The sequence below is a fragment of the Mariniblastus fucicola genome, from assembly GCF_008087665.1.
Classification (GTDB): domain Bacteria; phylum Planctomycetota; class Planctomycetia; order Pirellulales; family Pirellulaceae; genus Mariniblastus; species Mariniblastus fucicola.
Genome location: NZ_CP042912.1, coordinates 3,933,112 through 3,951,289 on the forward strand (window position 1 = coordinate 3,933,112; position 18,178 = coordinate 3,951,289).

18 protein-coding genes are annotated in these 18,178 nt (G+C 54.5%); 5 read left to right on the top strand and 13 right to left on the bottom strand.

Features of this window, described 5'->3' with window-relative positions:
* Window positions 1-54: 54 nt before the first annotated feature.
* Complete coding sequence (locus tag MFFC18_RS14355) at window positions 55-1,569, bottom strand: NADH-ubiquinone oxidoreductase-F iron-sulfur binding region domain-containing protein (protein WP_075083268.1); 1,515 nt, start codon at window positions 1,567-1,569, stop codon at window positions 55-57.
* 96 nt (window positions 1,570-1,665) lie between these two features.
* Between MFFC18_RS14355 and proB the strand changes: the two genes are divergently transcribed.
* The gene (proB, locus tag MFFC18_RS14360) at window positions 1,666-2,799 is read left to right on the top strand and encodes a glutamate 5-kinase (protein WP_075083269.1); all 1,134 of its coding nucleotides are present in this window, start codon (window positions 1,666-1,668) and stop codon (window positions 2,797-2,799) included.
* A gap of 113 nt (window positions 2,800-2,912) precedes the next feature.
* On the opposite strand, the gene MFFC18_RS14365 is transcribed toward proB, so the two are convergent.
* Window positions 2,913-3,692, bottom strand: coding sequence for an SDR family NAD(P)-dependent oxidoreductase (locus tag MFFC18_RS14365; RefSeq protein WP_075083270.1), 780 nt, complete (start codon window positions 3,690-3,692; stop codon window positions 2,913-2,915).
* Entirely contained in the window at window positions 3,692-5,140 is a 1,449-nt protein-coding gene (hflX, locus tag MFFC18_RS14370; RefSeq protein WP_075083271.1) for a GTPase HflX, read from the bottom strand. The genes MFFC18_RS14365 and hflX overlap by 1 nt, the downstream gene beginning before the upstream one ends.
* 235 nt (window positions 5,141-5,375) lie before the next feature.
* On the opposite strand from hflX, the gene MFFC18_RS14375 reads away from it, so the two are divergent.
* Window positions 5,376-6,182 carry an FKBP-type peptidyl-prolyl cis-trans isomerase gene (locus MFFC18_RS14375; RefSeq protein ID WP_162273917.1) on the top strand — a complete coding sequence of 269 codons (807 nt, stop codon included), beginning with the start codon at window positions 5,376-5,378 and terminating at the stop codon, window positions 6,180-6,182.
* Between the two features lie 14 nt (window positions 6,183-6,196).
* Window positions 6,197-7,501: a tetratricopeptide repeat protein gene (locus MFFC18_RS14380; protein ID WP_075083272.1), complete on the top strand. Its 1,305-nt coding sequence runs from the start codon at window positions 6,197-6,199 to the stop codon at window positions 7,499-7,501.
* A gap of 92 nt (window positions 7,502-7,593) precedes the next feature.
* Here MFFC18_RS14380 and rpiB read toward each other — a convergent pair whose 3' ends face one another.
* Both rpiB and MFFC18_RS14390 read right to left on the bottom strand, forming a co-directional pair.
* Entirely contained in the window at window positions 7,594-8,043 is a 450-nt protein-coding gene (gene rpiB / locus MFFC18_RS14385) for a ribose 5-phosphate isomerase B (protein WP_075083273.1), read from the bottom strand.
* Between the two features lie 35 nt (window positions 8,044-8,078).
* Window positions 8,079-9,215: an L-threonylcarbamoyladenylate synthase gene (locus tag MFFC18_RS14390; RefSeq protein ID WP_075083274.1), complete on the bottom strand. Its 1,137-nt coding sequence runs from the start codon at window positions 9,213-9,215 to the stop codon at window positions 8,079-8,081.
* Window positions 9,216-9,379: 164 nt separating this feature from the next.
* On the opposite strand from MFFC18_RS14390, the gene MFFC18_RS14395 reads away from it, so the two are divergent.
* Window positions 9,380-10,384 (top strand): SMP-30/gluconolactonase/LRE family protein, encoded by a 1,005-nt coding sequence (locus tag MFFC18_RS14395; protein ID WP_075083407.1) that lies wholly within the window; start codon window positions 9,380-9,382, stop codon window positions 10,382-10,384.
* 8 nt (window positions 10,385-10,392) lie between these two features.
* On the opposite strand, the gene MFFC18_RS14400 is transcribed toward MFFC18_RS14395, so the two are convergent.
* From MFFC18_RS14400 to MFFC18_RS14420, 5 genes are all read right to left on the bottom strand, one after another.
* Window positions 10,393-11,217 (bottom strand): hypothetical protein, encoded by an 825-nt coding sequence (locus MFFC18_RS14400; protein ID WP_075083275.1) that lies wholly within the window; start codon window positions 11,215-11,217, stop codon window positions 10,393-10,395.
* A gap of 2 nt (window positions 11,218-11,219) precedes the next feature.
* The gene (locus MFFC18_RS14405; protein WP_075083276.1) at window positions 11,220-12,362 is read right to left on the bottom strand and encodes a hypothetical protein; all 1,143 of its coding nucleotides are present in this window, start codon (window positions 12,360-12,362) and stop codon (window positions 11,220-11,222) included.
* 89 nt (window positions 12,363-12,451) lie between these two features.
* Window positions 12,452-13,390, bottom strand: coding sequence for a histone deacetylase family protein (locus MFFC18_RS14410; protein ID WP_075083277.1), 939 nt, complete (start codon window positions 13,388-13,390; stop codon window positions 12,452-12,454).
* A 63-nt stretch (window positions 13,391-13,453) separates the two neighbouring features.
* Window positions 13,454-13,951: a 6-pyruvoyl trahydropterin synthase family protein gene (locus MFFC18_RS14415; RefSeq protein ID WP_075083278.1), complete on the bottom strand. Its 498-nt coding sequence runs from the start codon at window positions 13,949-13,951 to the stop codon at window positions 13,454-13,456.
* Between the two features lie 24 nt (window positions 13,952-13,975).
* Window positions 13,976-14,359: a nucleotide pyrophosphohydrolase gene (locus MFFC18_RS14420; protein WP_075083279.1), complete on the bottom strand. Its 384-nt coding sequence runs from the start codon at window positions 14,357-14,359 to the stop codon at window positions 13,976-13,978.
* A gap of 76 nt (window positions 14,360-14,435) precedes the next feature.
* Between MFFC18_RS14420 and MFFC18_RS14425 the strand changes: the two genes are divergently transcribed.
* Complete coding sequence (locus MFFC18_RS14425) at window positions 14,436-15,452, top strand: D-2-hydroxyacid dehydrogenase (protein ID WP_075083280.1); 1,017 nt, start codon at window positions 14,436-14,438, stop codon at window positions 15,450-15,452.
* A 45-nt stretch (window positions 15,453-15,497) separates the two neighbouring features.
* On the opposite strand, the gene MFFC18_RS14430 is transcribed toward MFFC18_RS14425, so the two are convergent.
* From MFFC18_RS14430 to MFFC18_RS14440, 3 genes are read right to left on the bottom strand one after another with little or no spacing between them, the layout of a single operon-like run.
* Window positions 15,498-16,538, bottom strand: a complete 1,041-nt coding sequence (locus MFFC18_RS14430) for a hypothetical protein (protein ID WP_075083281.1) — start codon at window positions 16,536-16,538, stop codon at window positions 15,498-15,500.
* Window positions 16,539-17,666, bottom strand: a complete 1,128-nt coding sequence (locus MFFC18_RS14435) for an ankyrin repeat domain-containing protein (protein WP_148618883.1) — start codon at window positions 17,664-17,666, stop codon at window positions 16,539-16,541.
* Window positions 17,656-18,114, bottom strand: a complete 459-nt coding sequence (locus MFFC18_RS14440; protein ID WP_075083283.1) for a hypothetical protein — start codon at window positions 18,112-18,114, stop codon at window positions 17,656-17,658. The genes MFFC18_RS14435 and MFFC18_RS14440 overlap by 11 nt, the downstream gene beginning before the upstream one ends.
* Window positions 18,115-18,178 lie beyond the last annotated feature (64 nt).

The following is an 18,178-nucleotide window of genomic DNA, read 5'->3' on the forward strand; positions in this document are numbered from 1 at the left end:
TAGTTGAAACTAATGATGTGCAAATGATTGCGGCTGGAAGCCACAACCACGAAGTCACTCAAACGCCTCCGGGAAGTATTTCCTCGCCGACTCCAATGGCTTCGCGGCAACCATTCCCAAACCACAGATGGATCCTTCTTCCATCTCCCAGCCGACGTCATCGGCGTATTGCAATGCAGAACTATCGCCGAGTTGAATAAACTTGTCGGCTTGCCGATTCAGATACCTAGTCCCAATCCGACAAGGCGCACATTGGCCGCAGCTTTCTCGCTCGAAAAAGTCCAGTTGCCACTTGGCGGCCATCGCCATGTTGATCGTGTCGTTGATCACGACGACTCCAGCGCTTCCCATCATCGATCCAACGTCAGCAAGATTCTTGTAGTCCAAGGGCAAATCGCGTTGCTTGATCGGCAGGAAACCGCTCGACGCACCGCCTGGCGAAAACGCAATCGGGTTGCCAAGGTACCCGCCGGCGGCTTCCACAAGTTCGTCCAAGGTCACGCCAAGCGGTAGCTCAAATACGCCCGGCTTGTTCACGTGACCGGAGATGCAGTACAGTTTGGAACCGGCTTCGGTGCGGCCCAGATTTTTGAACCACTCGCCGCCGCGATGAACAATCGACGGCACGCAGGCAATTGTCTCCACGTTATGAATTAGCGATGGTTTTCCGCGAAAGCCAGCTTCGGTGGGGTAGGGCGGTTTGAGTCGCGGCATTCCGCGGCGGCCTTCCATTGATTCCAACATCGCGGTCTCTTCGCCGCAGATGTAGGCACCGTGGCCTTTGACGATTTCGATCTCAAAATCAGAAAGCTGTGCGTCGCGGACTTCCGCAATGGCTTTCTCCAGCGAACGATACTCATTGGTGTACTCGCCGCGAATGTAAATCCAGATGGACTTCGTTCCAATCGTCTCGGCCGCGATTGCCAGCCCTTCAAGCACCTTGTGCGGCTGCCGCAAAATCGTTTCACGATCTTTGAACGTGCCGGGCTCGGCTTCGTCTGCGTTGCAGATCACGTAGCGTTCGGTTTCGGCCTGGCCGCTGACGGAAGTCCATTTGAAATGAGCCGGAAATCCAGCTCCGCCGCGTCCCTGCAGTCCGGCTTCCTTAATTTGCTCGATGACCGCTTCGGATCCCATCTTTCGGGCCTTCGCCAACGCCGAGTAGCTCATGTCGACGGGTCCGGCCAGGTTCAAAGCCAGTCGCTCTTCGTCGGCGGGCGTGATCGACGTCTTGACTTCCGCGTACGTCACCAGCTCCATCTCTTCGTCTAGAGTCGCCGGAGCCAAATCGCATTGACCAAGACAGCTGACTCGCTCGCAATCGCGTCCTGCTGATTGGATCTGTTTGGCAATCTCATCCGCCCCGGCCATTTGGCACGACAGGCCATCGCAAACGCGAACCCGTTTCCCGGGCCGATCGATCAGGGTATAAAACATCCCCGCGCCCCAGATGTCGGCTTCCGGAACGCCGGTTTCCGCAGCGACTTTGCGAACCGATTCCTCCGTCACGCCTCCTTCATGCTCAAGGAGTTCGAGGATTTTTTCGCGTTGTGCGTGTGGGACTTGCAAGTCGGTTCTCCAATGGCGTTGTAGCGGCAAAGAGCCGTCACACGGAATTCGCGACGGCCGGACACCGCCACTTCGATCAATATAGCAAATTCCAGAATGACAGAATTCCTTTCTCAATACAAACGCGTTGTCATCAAGATCGGCTCGTCATTGCTGGTCGATCCGGAAAACGGTCTCAGAAAAACCTGGCTGGACAGCTTGCTCAAGGACGTCGCCGAATTGGCCAATCAGGACACGGAGATCCTGATCGTGTCTTCCGGAGCGATCGCGCTCGGGCGTCGGGAGTTGTTAGAAAAAGGCATCGAACTGCGTGACGGTTTTTTAAAGCTTGAAGAAAGCCAGGCCGCTGCCGCTATCGGCCAGATCGCGCTTTCGCGGCTGTTTAGCGAAACGCTCAAAGCCCACTCGCTGGTGGCCGCCCAGATTTTGCTAACGATCGGAGACACTGAACAGCGGCGTCGATATTTGAATGCTCGCAACACGATCGCGACGGCACTGAAATGGAAAGCCATCCCGATCATCAACGAAAACGATTCGGTGGCGACGTCCGAGATTCGCTATGGTGACAACGACCGGCTGGCGGCTCGCGTGGCGACGATGTGCAGTGCGGATTTGCTGATTCTGTTTTCCGATATCGATGGGCTGTATGATGCGCCTCCTGCCGACAATCCGAATGCGAAACTGATCCCGCGAGTAAAATCAATCGACGCTGACATCGAAGCGATGGCTGGCGAGGCGGCTTCGATTCATTCGCGAGGTGGAATGAAGACGAAGATTGATGCGGCGAAGATTGCAACGTCGAGCGGCACGACGATGGTGATCGCGTCGGGCAAGGATTTGCATCCGCTGAGTCGGCTTGCTGATTCAGGCCGCGGCACGTGGTTCGACCCGAATCCGAATTCGATCAGCGACCGGAAGAAGTGGATCGCTGGCGGGTTGGAGATCAGTGGCTCGATCGAGATCGACGCGGGCGCGTTGGTGGCGCTGGAGCGAGGCAAGAGTTTGCTGTCAGCGGGCGTGACGAAGATCGAAGGCAAGTTTCAACGCGGCGATACGGTTGCAATTCTGGGTCCGCACGGACACGCGGTGGCAAGAGGCTTGGCGGAGTACGACAGCAAGGATGCGATTTCGATCGTGGGTTTGAAGAGCAGCGAGATTTCTAATCTACTGGGTCCGAGTGCACGAAGTGCGTTGGTGCATCGGGATAATCTGGTGTTGGAAACGCAGTAACTTGGAATGCTTGAGCTTGTTGGTGGGATAGGCTTCCAGCCAGTCATTGCATTGGCAGGTTATTCGGCAGCGCGTCCACAGGCTGGAAGCCTATCCCACCTTTCGAACGACGACTACTGTCCGAACTTGGCGATGATCCGATTGGCTATACCGGGGATCATTCGATCCAGCCAAACCAAAATCCGCCCGCCGAAGGTAAGAATGATTTCGTGGCGACGCTTTTTGATGGCCCGTACCGTTCGTGAGGCGACGACTTCAGGTGACATCGCGCCGCCCTTTTTCCAGTCACGTTTCGTTGGATCGTCGATCGCAGCATCAAAAAACTCGCTGTCCGTCGTACTTGGGCTGACCAACAGCATGTCGATCCCGTCCGCCGCAAACTCCGCCCGCAAAGCGTCGCTCAAACCGTGAATCGCAAACTTGCTGGCGCAGTATTCGCTCTTGAGCGGCACAGCGCGGTGTCCCAACACGCTATTGAGGTTCACAATCACCGCTTCGTTGCCAGATTTGAGCAAGGGCAGACATTCGCGGATCAGTTCGGCGACGGCGAAGAAGTTAACCTCAAAAATCTGCCGCAATCGATCCTCACTGGCCTCATCGAAACGACCCATTGCACCGATTCCGGCGTTGTTGACGAGAATATCGAGCCCGCCAAACTTTTCTTTCGCGGTCGCCAGCAACTGACTGCGAACTGCGGAGTCGGTAACGTCGCCGACAACGACGGCACAGCGATCGCCAATCGCAAGTTCATCCGCAAGTTCGACAAGACGATCTTCGCGACGCGCGTTGATGACCAACCGGGAACCCTCAGCCGCCATTTGCCTGGCAAGCTCGCGCCCAATGCCGCTTGACGCGCCGGTGATGATGACGCGTTTATCCTTGAGGTTCCGCATCAGTCGCGAGGTGCTTCGATCGGAGCAATCGGCGTCTCGACCGGTTCAGCTGGAGCCGTCGGCAATGCCGATTCCGCCTGTTCGGTTGTGGAATGCTCAACAGTTCCACCATCGCCCGTCACTTCGCCTTCAATTTCCGCGTCGCCTTCTTCCGAGACCCAACCGGCAGCATTGTGCGGCGTAACGATGGCGTTGTCGTAGTCGATCCGCCCCAGATACTTTTGCGGAATGCGACAGTGAACCAATACGACGTCTTCGCGATACTGCGTCGAGACAATCTCGCCTTTCGCGGCAAGGTAGGCCAACAGTTTTCCGTTGCCGACCGACATCTCGATATCGACATCCTGAAACGAGCGACTAAGAGCATCGCCAACGACGCTGTGCAGCCGATCGAATCCTTCTTTCGTTTTCGCACTGACTGCAATCGCGTTCGGGTATCGATTCAGTAGCGAATTAAAGTGCGGCATGTCGCGAGCCACGTCGCTTTTATTCAGCACCAGCAACGCGTCTTTTTCCTTGATCCCGATTTCTTCGAGCACATCATAAACCGACATGATCTGATCGATGACTTTGGGATTACTCGCGTCGGCAACGTGCAACAACAAGTCGGCTTGGCGAGTTTCTTCGAGCGTTGCTTTAAAACTGGCGATCAACGCGTGCGGCAAATCGCGAATGAAACCAACGGTGTCGCTGAGCAAAATTGGGCCCCACTGCGGCAAGTGCCAGCGCCGCGTTCGCGTATCGAGGGTCGCGAAAAGTTTATCCTGAGCCAACACATCGGCATCGGTCAACGCGTTCATCAGCGTGCTCTTGCCGGCGTTGGTATAGCCGACCAGCGAACAGGTCATGGTGCCTTTTCGCGATCGAACCTGACGCTCTTTTCGCAGTTCGACTTTCTTGAGTTCGTCTTTGAGATCGTGGATCCGTTTCTCAACCAAGCGTCTGTCAGTTTCCAGCTGCTTTTCACCCGGACCACGCATACCGACGCCCATTTTCAGACGTGACAGGTGAGTCCACATTCGCTTCAGCCGCGGCAGCGCGTATTGAAGCTGAGCCAGCTCAACCGCCAGACGAGCTTCAAGCGTTCGCGCGTGCGTGGCGAAGATGTCGAGGATGACTTCGGTTCGATCCAAGACTTTGACTTTCAGTTCCAGCTCAAGGTTACGATTCTGCGCCGGCGAAAGATTGTTGTCGAACAGAACCACATCTGCCGCATGAAAGTCAACCAGCTCCTTCAACTCGGCGACTTTTCCTTTGCCGATGTAAGTCGTGGGGTCTGGCTTGTCCCGGCGTTGTACGATGCCAGCCATGACGATCGCTCCAGCCGTTTCCGCCAAGCCCTGGATTTCTTCCAGGGGATCGAGTTCTACGGGATCGTCTGGAAACTGGACGCGGACGATCAGCGCGATTTCCTGATTGACCTGATCTTTTTTCTTGCGATCTTGCACGTTGTACCGAATTGAGTGGGGCGATCTGAAGGCTGCATGACAAGGAGTGTCTGCAAAAGGTTCAGAGCAGATATTTACAACTATTTATAGTCAAAGCCCGTATCTGTGAACAGTTCAAGCGTCTGGGCACCGCTGGGCGAACGAAACACTGTCCGCATAAATACGATTGCTCTATAATCTGTGGTCTTGTAACCGACACCGCCGCAAGGCACCCAACTCAATGAAAGTTTTTTTGATGTCTCTTAAATTCAACGTTCTTTTTTCCGTGCTTTGCCTTGCCGCCACAGTGACTCCGTTCTCCATTGCTACGGCTCAGGAATCTGGCGCCGTTCCAGGCATCACGCCCTCCGTTGTGGCAACGGAGATGAGCGAAGAAGAGATGATGAAAAAGGCCAGCATTATCCTGATCTACAATCGACTTGGACAGATGCTGGTCCAGCTTAAAGCCGACGGCATCGAGCTCGATCAGGAAGCCGCGATGGAAGGTGCCCGTCGTGCATTGGCCGGAGAACCGATCGGCGTGTCGCTGGACGATGCTCGTTCGATCATGGGCCAACTGCAAAAGAAAGCCGAACAATCTCGAATCGAGAAAGTCAAAGCCGCTGCCGCCAAGAATAAAGCCGAAGGAGACGCCTATCTTGCTGAGAATGCGAAAAAGGAAGGTGTGAAGTCGATGGACAACGGCGTCCAATACGAAGTCATGGTTGAAGGCGACGGCCCTAAACCCAAGCCAACAGACACGGTCAAAATCAATTACCACGGCACGTTTATCGACGGCAAAGTATTCGATTCGACACTGGTCCCAAGCCAGGGCCAACCTGCCAAGCCCTACGTTGCCAATGCGAGTGTGTTTGTTGATGGTTTTAATGCCGCGTTGCAATCGATGCCGGTGGGAAGCAAATGGAAAATTGCGATCCCGGGCGAACAAGCCTACGGTTTGGAGGGGCGTGGTCCGATTGGCCCAAACCAGACGATCGTTTTCGAACTTGAACTGCTGGAAATTGTTAAGGCAGACGAAGTAGCTCCTTCCCAGAATCAGTAATCCCGGAGTCAGTGATGGTTGATACATTTCGTTTTGCGGTCGTCATCGCCGTGCTGTTGATGGTGACTCCAGTTGATTCGAGCTATGCGCAGAAAGCGAACGGATTCAGCAAATCCGGTCGCGGTTCACGCCCAGCCACCGCCAGTTCGTCACCGCGAAGTTCAGGGCAAGGCCAGGGTTCCGCTTCGCGCGGAAACCGTGGCAACTCGAATCAAGGTCGCGGCAATCGTGGTCCGCAGCGTGGAAGCAATCACAACAGCCACGGTCACAGCGGTCGCGGCCACAATTCAAGCGGGCGTGGCAACTACAGCAGGCCGACGCAACAGTTCAACCATCACTCTTTTTATTCGTCGCGCGGACCGGTTATCCGGTACAGCTTCACGCCAAGCTACAGTCTACGTGGCCACTATCTGCCGGTCGTACCGTATGGATATTCTGATTACCCCTACGGTTACGGGCCAACGATTTACCAGGATCCTTACGCGTCGGGTTACGGATACAGCAGTGGATACCCGAACTACAATCCGGCGTATTCGACATACGGAAGCCATCTCAATGCTGGCGTGCTTTCCTCAAATGTCGTCGGCAGCAGCGTTGCGGCTCAGGCACTGGAACGACTTCGCAACGAACAGGCGATCGTGCCGATGGATCAGGGAGCCAGTGACGCTCGCGACGCAGAGATTTTGCGTTTGCAGATCGAGCTCGAACGAGCCAAGCAGGCTTTGGCAAACCAAAATGCTCCAGGGCAACAGCAAACGTTGCTCAAGCCACCAGTTGAGGAAGTTCCAGCGCCGGATCCGATCGAAGTCGAGGACCAGCTGGGATTGGCTCCAATCATCGAGACCAATCAGCTTGCGGCGGCGTCCCATTTGAAAGCCGAGCGTGCGTTTCGAACCGGTGATTATGGGCAAGCCGCTCGGTTTGCAGGCTTGGCACAGTCGCTTGATGAGTCCAACGGAAAGCTGATGCTGTTCGCGGCACAGGCTCATTTTGCAAACGGCGAATATCGCGAAGCGGCTCAGGATTTAACGAAAGCCAATTCGTTGCTTTCGCCAGAAGAAATGTGCTGGGTGGTCGAAAACTTCAAGCTGTTTTACGGCAAGAACGATTTCGTGACTCAGGTCAAAAACCTGTCGGCTCATTTGAAACAGGAACCCAACGACGCTCGCGCGTGGCTGCTCCGCGGGTACCAGTATTGTGCCTTGGGCCATCACGACGCTGCTCGAAAGGATTTGAATCGAGCGAGAGATCTTGGTGCAAGCGCCGAGTTGACCGCCACATTGCTGCAGCGCTGCGTGGTTGACGTGCTGGATCAGTAGGCGTCGCAATTCGGTCGACCGATGAGCGGCAATGTGTTCGCTCCAAGGCCGATCGAACCCAACGGCCCGCGCACCTTTCCGGGCACAGACCACTACTTTCCGAAGTCTTCTTCCATCTGCTTCACCTTGTCGACGCGGCGAGCGTGCCGACCGCCTTCGAATTCCGTTTCAAGCCAAACGGAAACCAGCTCTTTAACGGCGGACTCCTCGAAAGAGTCGCCTGGAATGCACAAAACGTTGGCGTCGTTGTGCTGGCGGCTGAGTCTGGATTGAGCGACGTTGTTGCAAACCGCGGCGCGAACTCCTTTGACTTTATTGGCGGCGATCGACATGCCGATCCCGGTTCCGCAGATCAGAATCCCGCAATCGGTATTGCCGGAAACGACGGACTGGCCGAGCGCTTTCGCGATATCCGGATAGTCACAGGACTCGGTCGAGTTGGTGCCATGGTCGACGACCTCGTGGCCAAGCGATTCAGCGATCCGGGAAACCATGCGCTTTTGTTCAAGACCGCGATGGTCAGTTCCAACAGAGATTTTCATGAAAAGAATGTCCGACGATTCAACCGGACCAAAATTCAGTTAGTTTTAAATTGGTCAAAATCGATTTTACCAACCCAGTGTCGAAGGCAAGCTTCAATCTGCTCGGCACAGGCCTGATAAACAGGAATTGGACTACCGATTGGATCCGAAACATCTCCACCGTCTTCGCGAATCGTGCGGACTCGGGAATCCAGCGTCGGCCACTGATTTACAATCGCCGTTCGGTGACCATTGGTCATCGTCAGAATCAAGTCGGCATAATTCGCCAGCCGCGCGGTCACCGGGCGGCTTTGGTGGTCTGAAATATTGATTCCGTAGTCCTGCATCACCGTCACCGATTGCATGGCAGGCGGAGCACCCGGACCGGCAGCGATTCCGGCGGACACGATCGTAATTCCGTGGCTGGCCAGATCTTCCATCTCACAGCCAATTTTCTCTGCAACCAGTTTCCTAAAAATGGCCTCGCCCATTGGACTGCGACAGGTATTGCCCGTACAGACAACGACGCCGATGAATCCGCTTAGCTGATCGATCGTGGCCCTGTCGACGACTCCTTCGCGAAGCACTTTCACAGATTGGCCATCGACTTGAACGACAGTCGAAGGAGCGGCAAAATGCGTTTTGCCGGCTTTGACAATCAGATCAACATGTCCATCCAGCTTTTCAAGCTCCGTATCATCCGTCGCGGGCGGTTCGCCGGCAAAGTTGGCACTTGTTAGCACCAGCGGTCCGGCGGTCAAGCCAAGCACCTGCTCAAGCAACTCGTCGGGCGAAACACGGATCCCGATCGTATCGCCTGGATTGACAGCTTTTTGAACCGCAGGATCCAGCTGAAAAACGACGCTGTCGCGATGATTGTTGGGCAACACCAATGTAACCGGGCCGGGCCAGACTCGGCGAGAAATCCGCAGCGCTAATGGAGACATATCGGGAACATAGTCCTTGCACTCGTCGCTTGAACGAATCGCGAGGGCGAATGGTTTGTCGCCATCCCGCGCTTTCAGCTCACGAAGCCGCTCGACGGCCGCAGGCTGCAATGCACTTGCCGCGACACCATAAACGGTTTCCGTCGGAAGCGCGACGAGTTTTCCGGCAGAGAGAAACTCTACGATTCGATGCACCACATCACGCGAATCTTCAACCTTTTGTAGATCAATGATCTCGGTTGGCATGGAGGACTCGCAGAAACCGGAAAAGAATTGTGGTAAGTTGGATTAAACTGAGATGCACACGCCCGATGCGTGTTCCGCAGAATTGCGACTCACAGGATCGAGCAAACATGATTTGCAGCCATTCAATAATATCTGCTGCAATGGACCGGGGTCAAGCCGCACGAATGAGCAATCTGCAACCTCGTTCCCCCAGCCGTCAAACTCGACTGATCCTGCTGTTTCCATTGGTCGCTTGCCTTCTTTTTGTCGGCTGCACTCCGCCACCAGTTGAATCAGTCGCTGAAGTTTGGGGACGAAAAGGGCTCGACGACGGCCGCTTCATCAAGCCGCGCGCTATCGCGGTCGATGAATCTGACCAGCTTTACATTATCGACATGACCAGTCGGATTCAGGTTTTCGATCACCTGGGAAAACTGCAAAATTTCTGGAAGACGCCCGAATGCGTCAATGGAAAGCCGTGCGGAATTTCAATTCTGCGTGACGGAAGAATTGCTGTTCCGGACACGCACTACTTTCGCGTGCTGTTTTACACGCCGGAAGGCCAGCTGCTTTCGGAGCAAACGATTGGTGGACAAAACGGGCGTGGAGAAGGCGAGTTTGGCTTTCTGACGGACGTCGTCGAAGATTCACAAGGCAACCTCTACGTCTCTGAGTACGGTGACTTTGACCGAATACAAAAGTTCACTTCTGACGGAAAGTACATTTGTTCGCTGGGGGCTCACGGAACCGAAGAGGGAGAGTTTCTGCGACCGCAGGGAATGCTGGTCGACGAGAAAGATCAACTTTGGGTCGCCGATGCCTGTAATCATCGCATTCAGGTTTTCGATGCGACCACGGAACCTCCGACTTTTAAATTCAGCTTTGGTTCGTCCGGTTCCGGAATCGGAGAACTCAGCTACCCGTACAACATGTTGTTCGACGGGCAAGGCTTTCTCTACGTTTGCGAATTCGGCAACCATCGATTGCAAAAGTTTGATCTGGAAGGAAACTCACACGGGATCTGGGGCGGTCCGGGACGTGAACCGGGGCAGTTACATCAACCGTGGGGAATGACGCTGGACTCGCAAGGCTATTTTCACGTCATCGATTCGTACAACCATCGCGTCCAACGTTTCAAAGGCGTCGCAAAGGAAGGCGAACCGCCGATCGATTGTTGGCAGACCGAGTAGGACGACTTTTAAGTTTCAATCTGGCCGCCGGTTTCGGCCACCGATTCCAGATAGGCGATGACTCCAGAGGCGACTTCGCGACAGCTCCAGGTTCCCTCGTCGGGTACTCTCTCCATCACATTTTGCGCCAATTCGCAAACGTCGCCGACCAGTTGACGCTCCATGTTGGCTCGCTGGGCAAGAGCAACCATTGCCGAATCCGTGGTCCAGTCCAGCGGCCCCCGGGTTACGTCGGCGACTTTGGAGTCCTGCAGCGAGACCGCGTTCATCCGCTCCAGATTCACAGCCAACTGGGCTGCCGCAAGTTGAATTCGCCTCACCCATTCCGTCGACGAAAATCCGGCCTCCACCGGCGGAGGAAACAACATCACGGCCAGCAACGAGTCGACTTGTTCGAGGTCGAACTGTTCGGACAGGGCGACGGCACGCTCCCAGCTTTGAAGGCAGTCCTTGCTGGACGCCACGACGTCCGCGCAAGCCAACTTGATGGCCAGTTTCGGATCATCGGCTATGGGAACGAGACTGTCGTCTGACAATTCCCACAACGGATTCGTTGCCGTTGATGAACGTGGATCGGGTTCGGGAATTGCTGCCGAAACCGTTTCAAACTCCAGCTTGTTTTCGGCCTTGTCGAGCATCAACTGGATTGCGATTCCAACCGATGGTGGCTCAAGTGTGTCCACGTTGAAGATGATTTTTTCAATCGAATGGTCAGCGTCGATGATCTCTTTGACTTGCTTCAGAACCGCGACGGTCGCATCTTTGACAGGGGGAAACAGCGATTCTCCTGAAAGTGCTTTGCCCCAACCGAAGGGCTTTTGCTTCCATGGCATATTCAATCCCAATCCGCGCCCGATAACGACATTTCAATTGTCGCTTCGGGACATGCGCAATCGGATCCTTCGTCCAACGCTTCCAAATGTTGCTTGACCAAATCCGCTTCAACATCCCACGGACTCAATTGAGTCGCTGCTTTCCCAAGGAATCGTTTGGCAGCGTCTCGCTGACCGTCATGCATCAGCGCGATGCCGAGCCATGCGATCGCGAGCGAGAACTTTTCTTCGTCTCCGGCTTTCTTCGCAACGCCTGCAGCGATCCGCAGAATCCGTTGAGCTTCGTTTGGTTTCCTGATTCGTAGCAGGAACCGGCCGAAGTCCAACAATCCGGCGAGCCGGAGTTTGGTGCGTTGTTTCAGTTTTGACTTTTTCAGCACCTGAACGAACAGGTCAGACGCTCGTTGTTTCTTTCCGCGAATCGCGTATTCATTCGCCAGCTCAAGCGACGTCTCGACAGCCAACTCGCGTTCGCCTTCGGCATAGAACTGTTTGATTTGAGCACGGAGATCGTGAATCTTTTCATCGACTGGATTGGTTGGCTCGACTGTTTCAGGCTCGGGCTCGTCGGGCTGGATTGCTGGCGATGGCTCAATCGCGTGAACAGGCTCGACCTCTGGTACAGGATCGACTTCTGGGACAGGCTCGACTTCTGCGACAGGCTCGACGTCTGGGACAGGCTCGATCTCTGTTGAAGGCTCGTCCAGCGACTCAAACGATACGACTGGTTCGGCAATCGATTCCTCAGCCAGAGATGGCTCTGTCTCGACCTCGTTCTCGACCTCGTTCTCAAATGCGGACTCTCCAATCCAGCGACTCAAAAAACTTCTCACGTCGGAGAGCATTTTTGCTGACGCATCGTTACTGCAATCGTCGTGAAGTTTCGCGGCTTCTTCCAGCAACGAAAACGAAAGCGATTTCGGCAAATCGTCGAGTGACTCAAACAGGTCACCGTCTGCACGATTTCCCTCACTGGCATAACGCAGCAGCGAAAGTAGCGGCAATGCTTCAGCAATCCGGTCGTCGCCCAACTTCCAAAATTCGTCGACAGCCAATTCGGCTTGCTGTGCAGCGGCGGGCAAATCTCCTTCATCGAGCAAAGCTCGGGCAGCCACTAAATGGGACTGCAACTGTTCGACGTTCATGAGAATGCTTTCGATAGTTCAACGCAGATATGGCACCACGATAACAAACGAATCCGAATTCGGGCAAGGAAGCTTTACCGCAATCACCATTATTTGGTCGACGTAGATGAACTTGGGCGATCGCTGTGACGCAATTTCCGATCGAGGGCGGATTCAACTGTTGCGAAATGAATGTCCACAATGTCACCAACATCGTTGGCATAGCCACCCGCCATCGAAACAGCGACAGGCAACTTCGCATCAAAACAGCGCCGAAACAACCATTCGTCTCGCCGCCGCAGGCCGGATTTGGAAACTGCCAGCTTGCCCAATCGATCGCCTTCGTAAGGATCTGCGCCGGCCAGGTAGAACACGATATCAGGCTCGAATTCTGTCAAAGCCTGCTGGACTCCCTGTGAAATCGCTGTGAGATATCTCTCATCCCCTGTGCCGACTGGCAAATTAATATCGAGATCGCCGTTGGTTTTGCGAAACGGAAAATTGGATTCGCACTGAATCGAGAAAGTGAAAATGGAGTCGTCGCCATCTACGATCGACGCGGTCCCGTTGCCTTGATGAACGTCACAGTCAACGACCATCGCCCGCTCGATCAGTCCTTCAGATTGCAGGACTCGTGCCGCAACGCACGCGTCATTAAACACGCAATAGCCTTGGCCTCGATCCGCAAAAGCATGATGAGTTCCGCCGGCAAGGTTGAACGCGACGCCATCGGAAAGTGCGGCTTTGGCTGCAGCAATCGTGGCGCCGGTGGAACGACGTGAACGCTCGACCATTTTGAGTGACCACGGAAATCCGATCCGGCGCTGCTCGAGCTGGCTCAGTCCTCCGTACTTGACGCGATCGAGATACTCGCGCGAATGGACCAGCAATATCTGCCGATCGGTCGCTGCGGGTGGCAGCACCAGTTCCGCGCCTCGTCCGACCAAGCGCTCCGCGATCCGCTCACGCAGCAACGTGTACTTCGACATCGGAAATCGATGCCCACCAGGAAGCGGAAGCTCAAAGACGTCGGAATAGAAAAGCTTCATGGCGTAGGGAACGATTCGCTGAACATCCCCCGTTGAAATAAATCAAACGCGGGACTCTCTCGGTCAGTTGAACGATCGCGTGGCGTTCGTGAACTGCAACCTGGCGTCGGCAGACTCGCGACTGACATCACACGTCACTGTCGCAGATGACTTCTCTGTTTCCCAAACCACGACCTTGGAAAGTTTCAGATCATATCCCTTGATGGTCTCGATCAGTCGCGGGCCGATTTCACGCATCAGATACCGAGCCATATTTTCGGCCGTCGGATTGTAGGGCAGCTGATAAATCCGGTTCGGAGTAACCTGTTCCAGAGCATTGATCGCGTTGTCGTCCTGGTCCCACAAGATAAAACCGTGGTCCCAATTCTCGTCGATCCAGCCTTTAAACAGTTTGTTGATCACTGCAAAATCCACGACCCGACCAAGCTCATCGACATCGTTTCCTGTCACGTGAAATTCGACAATGTAGTTGTGGCCGTGCAGATTGGCGCATTTGCCTTCGTGGTTTAGCAACCGGTGGCCCGCACAGAAACGGACTTGTCGCATTACAGTGATGCTCATGGGTTCTCGATGTCGTAGAGAAATTCAGGATTGAAGTTTTTTGTTGTCGCGATGCCGAGTTGCGTCGCGCCGTGTCTTTTTTTGCAGGTTTTCGTGGAATGCTTCCGTCAAATCAATGCCGGTCTGGTTCGCCAAACAAACCAGCACGAAAAGCACGTCAGCCAGTTCGTCCTTGAGAGAAGCGTCCTTGTCTGAGTCTTTGGAAGACTGCTCGCCGTACGTCCGAGAAATGATCCGGGCGACTTCGCCGACTTCTTCGACCAACTGAGCCAGATTCGTTAGCTCTGAAAAGTATCGCACGCCAACATCTTTGATCCACTGGTCGACTCGATCCTGAGCCTGTCGTAGTGTGACAGGTTCGACGGATTGAGGTTCGGATGACGATGTCTCGGGCACAGAAGCTTTCATACTGCTAAAAGTTGGAAGGCTCGATTATATTGGCGAACCCTTTCTTTTCCATGCCCAAAACTGCCAGCGATCCCGAATGTCCGACGCCCCAACCATCGTCACCTGTTTCCCGATCACGCCTGCTCAACTGGAAACCGTGAGAACAACCGTTGCTCCGGAATTCGAGGTTCTTGACGCCAGCCAGGATTCGATCAACGACGACATTTTTAAAGCGGACATTTTCTTTGGCCATGCCAAGAAAGCTCCGATCGACTGGGCCGGAGTTGTAGAGCAGGGTCGTTTGAAGTGGATTCAGTCTTCAGCCGCGGGGCTGGATCACTGCCTTTCGCCGGAAGTCATTGCCTGCGATCAAATCGTGGTCAGCGGTTGCAGCGGTTTGTTCGCGCCGCAAGTCGCCGAGACTTCGATGGCGTTGCTGATGGGATTGTTGCGAAGCCTGCCGGTTTTCTTCGAAGCCAAAGCCAAGCGAGAATACGTTCGCCGTTTCACCGACGAGATCTTTGGCAAAACAGTCGGCATCGTTGGCTATGGAGGCAACGGACAGCAAATCGCGAAAACGCTCAGCCCAATGGCGGGCAAAATTTTGGCGACCGACAAGTTCCCCGACGCGACGGTCACCAACGGGTTTGAGGGATTCGCTCACACCGTATACTCGGACTCGCAATTGCACGAGATGCTGCCGCAGTGCGATGTCGTGATCGCGACGTTGCCACTAAGCGATGAAAACGAGCAGTTGCTTTCGGTGAAAGAGTTTGGGCTGATGAAAAAAGGCAGTTACTTCATCAACGTTGGTCGGGGCAGTGTCGTTGACCAAAATGCCCTGATTGCGGCGATCGAAAGCGAGCATCTGGCTGGAGTCGGCATCGACGTCGCCAGTCCGGAACCGATTGAACAGGACAGCAAGCTCTGGCAGTTTCCCAACGTGATCATCACGCCGCACATCGGTGCTCAATCTGTTCATCGGGTGCCGAGAACAATCGACCTGTTCTGCAAAAATTTCCAACGCTACGTCGGGGGAGAAACGCTGATCAATTTGGTCGAAAAGCAGCTTGGCTATCCGCTGCCGAAAGATCGTTTTGATATGCAATTCTGAAATCCGGGCTTCGCCACTCAACTCGCAACGCGATTCTGTGCAAACTCAGTCAACGACACAGTCCCGCTCAACGACTGCTTCGACCTGCGCCGGATCCACTTTGCCATCTTCGGGAAACGCCCGCGGCAGCAACCACCAGTCGACCGTAAACGAATCGCTCTCATTGGGCTGCAGCTTCTTCATCGGACCAATCGGCTCCACCTCACAGGCGGGGACAAAAGCTTTCTGCGGATACCAAATCGAAAGGTTGTAGCCGGCCAGTTCTCCATACTCGGCCAGATTCGACACCGGAAAGCGTTTGACGAACAATTGGTTCTGACGCGTTTGATACGCGACCCAGCCGCGAACTGAATCCATTCCCAGTTTTGCATGTTCCGGTGGTCCGTCGATCACGAGGAAATCATCGACGCGGCGGATTGCGGGATCTTCGGGGCGAAAATTAATCGTTTTGCCGTTGGGGCACATGCAGTAAAGGTTCGGCATCAGGCTGCGATTTGAATCGCAGGGCACGATGACGACGCCGCCGTGGTTAGCAAAAGTGCGGCTCCAAAAACACTGACGCACGGGCCGCGTGCCTCGATTGGTAACGGTCTGGGTGATTGTCAGACGAGAAGTCGTTTCGTCGAGCCGAAAAACACGCTCGACCTGCAAGCCTGAAGCTGCATCGACTTCACTGCTCAGTTTGACGGTGCGAGATCCGATGACTTCCGGCTTCCATACGCCTTCCCAAAGTTCTGCACCACGAACCTGCAACTGCTCGGGCCCAACATCGAATCGCCCGGCCGACAAATGCTTCTCAATTCCCTTCGCGTTCGGATCCCAGTTTGATTCGTCTTTCAGATAAAGCACATTTTTCCCGTCCCGTTCGTAAACCAGAATGCGTCCACCGCGATGATGCCCCAATACGACGCGTGCTGTCTCGTTTCGGAGTTCGTAACAGCCCTCGTAGCTGTCGACATCCACCAACGCAACGCCGTCGGCAAGCGAGACGCCCGCGGGTGCAATATCCGTTTGCGCCGATGCGGTCACATCGGACGTCACCAGCAGAATCACTGCAACAACAAGAGATAGCCAATAAGAATTCATCTATGGTGCCTTTCGAGCATTCAATCGTTTTCTCACTTCCGGCTTCCTGGCGACCGAAGCGGGCAGCTGGTCTTTGCGGTTCTTCGTCTCCACGTCCGCTCCGGCTTGTAGAAGCATATCGATCACCGCAAGCTGCTGAACCGTCTTTTTGATCGTTGAGCGTGCTGCATCGAAGAGCGGCGTCTCCTGATCACGGTCGCGAACGTAAACCGACGCACCGTTTTCCAGCAGGATTGATGTCGTTTCAACGAACCCCGCTTTGGCCGCGCGATGCAGCGCCGTTTTGCCTTTGCTGTCCTGAAAATTGACGTCAGCTCCGTGCTGCAACATTTGCCGCACGGTTTCCGGATCTCCACCTCGATCTCCGCGACAAAGATAAACAAGCTCCTCATTGAGTTCCGCCTTGCTCATTCGCACACCGTACGACGCGACCAGTTTGTAGAGTTCGCTGCCGTCAGGGCAGACTCGTGGAGCAAACTTTTTATCGGCGCCGTTCTCGAGCAACGCTTTAACCATCTCAAAGTTGTCATCAGCGGCGATAAACATTTGCTCATCAAAGCCATCGATCGTCGCTCCAGCTTCAATCAAAAATTTCACGGTCTCAATGTCGCCTCCTCGCAAAGCATAGCAAAGCGGCGTTGCCCAGGGAGCGGCCCGCGACACGAACTCCAGCCCGTCTTCGTCCTTGCCTGCCATTTTATGTTGAGGATGGCCCAAATTGAGTCGTTTGGGACTTCGGGAGAGAAACTTTTTGAGTGAGTTCAGGTCGCCAAGGAACGCCGCCATGTGGATATTTGACTTGGCGCCGGAGCTCCTGAGAAATTCCGCGACTGCGTGATGTTTTTTGTGGACCGAGATGCACAGAGCACTCACTTCGACGAAATAAGGCGTGTAGTGGGTGCCGCAAGCGTTGATATCCGCCGCTCGATCGGCCAAAAATTTCACGACTTCCAGCTTACCTCGATGAGCCGCCTCCCAGAGCATCGTCCGTCCGTGTGAGCCAACGTGTTTGTGCCAATGCGGACGCTGCTCCAGCACGGACTTCACTGCCTTCAAATCGCCTCGTCCTGCAGCGGAAACTGCGAGCTTTAGAAAATCACCGGTTTTTCCGGTCAATCTAACGGTCACCGGCAGAATCCTGAAGAATTTGAGAATAGAGTTTTTCGCTGATATCCGAAGACACCTTGGCTTCGTTATACATCAAAGTCTTCCAGAACTTCCTGTATGCGTTTTCCTTTTTGGAGAACCATGTTGCTTCTGCCTGGTAGTGAAACGTCACTCGCGTCCCTGATTCTATTGTCTTGGGAAAGTAGTTGGCGGGCGCTTGTGTAACCACGAAGTCCCAAGGTTGACCGGCCATATCAGCCGGCTCGGTGAAATGAAACTGAATCTGCAGAACGTTCTCGGAGGTTCGTTCGACGAACCGATATTTGTCGATCACAGCCACGCAACGACGTCGGTTGTATTGCGTGAGATACCACAAGCAAACTGCGATCAGAGCAATCAACACCATCAAATTCACAAGGCTGATTCTGAACCTTCTGGACGCGACTCGGTTTACTGGCTCCAGCTTCATGGCGCGGCGGGTGCTTGCAGATGAATACAGGATTTCGTCTCGTGCCCGTTGACGAGATCTTTCG

What these genes read in the sequence shown, in the direction of transcription:
- proB (WP_075083269.1), top strand. Translation starts at nt 1,666, where the DNA reads ATGACAGAATTCCTTTCTCAATACAAACGCGTTGTCATCAAGATCGGC.
- MFFC18_RS14365 (WP_075083270.1), bottom strand. Translation starts at nt 3,692, where the DNA reads ATGCGGAACCTCAAGGATAAACGCGTCATCATCACCGGCGCGTCAAGC.
- MFFC18_RS14375 (WP_162273917.1), top strand. Translation starts at nt 5,376, where the DNA reads ATGTCTCTTAAATTCAACGTTCTTTTTTCCGTGCTTTGCCTTGCCGCC.
- MFFC18_RS14380 (WP_075083272.1), top strand. Translation starts at nt 6,197, where the DNA reads ATGGTTGATACATTTCGTTTTGCGGTCGTCATCGCCGTGCTGTTGATG.
- rpiB (WP_075083273.1), bottom strand. Translation starts at nt 8,043, where the DNA reads ATGAAAATCTCTGTTGGAACTGACCATCGCGGTCTTGAACAAAAGCGC.
- MFFC18_RS14390 (WP_075083274.1), bottom strand. Translation starts at nt 9,215, where the DNA reads ATGCCAACCGAGATCATTGATCTACAAAAGGTTGAAGATTCGCGTGAT.
- MFFC18_RS14395 (WP_075083407.1), top strand. Translation starts at nt 9,380, where the DNA reads ATGAGCAATCTGCAACCTCGTTCCCCCAGCCGTCAAACTCGACTGATC.
- MFFC18_RS14400 (WP_075083275.1), bottom strand. Translation starts at nt 11,217, where the DNA reads ATGCCATGGAAGCAAAAGCCCTTCGGTTGGGGCAAAGCACTTTCAGGA.
- MFFC18_RS14405 (WP_075083276.1), bottom strand. Translation starts at nt 12,362, where the DNA reads ATGAACGTCGAACAGTTGCAGTCCCATTTAGTGGCTGCCCGAGCTTTG.
- MFFC18_RS14410 (WP_075083277.1), bottom strand. Translation starts at nt 13,390, where the DNA reads ATGAAGCTTTTCTATTCCGACGTCTTTGAGCTTCCGCTTCCTGGTGGG.
- MFFC18_RS14415 (WP_075083278.1), bottom strand. Translation starts at nt 13,951, where the DNA reads ATGAGCATCACTGTAATGCGACAAGTCCGTTTCTGTGCGGGCCACCGG.
- MFFC18_RS14420 (WP_075083279.1), bottom strand. Translation starts at nt 14,359, where the DNA reads ATGAAAGCTTCTGTGCCCGAGACATCGTCATCCGAACCTCAATCCGTC.
- MFFC18_RS14425 (WP_075083280.1), top strand. Translation starts at nt 14,436, where the DNA reads ATGTCCGACGCCCCAACCATCGTCACCTGTTTCCCGATCACGCCTGCT.
- MFFC18_RS14430 (WP_075083281.1), bottom strand. Translation starts at nt 16,538, where the DNA reads ATGAATTCTTATTGGCTATCTCTTGTTGTTGCAGTGATTCTGCTGGTG.
- MFFC18_RS14440 (WP_075083283.1), bottom strand. Translation starts at nt 18,114, where the DNA reads ATGAAGCTGGAGCCAGTAAACCGAGTCGCGTCCAGAAGGTTCAGAATC.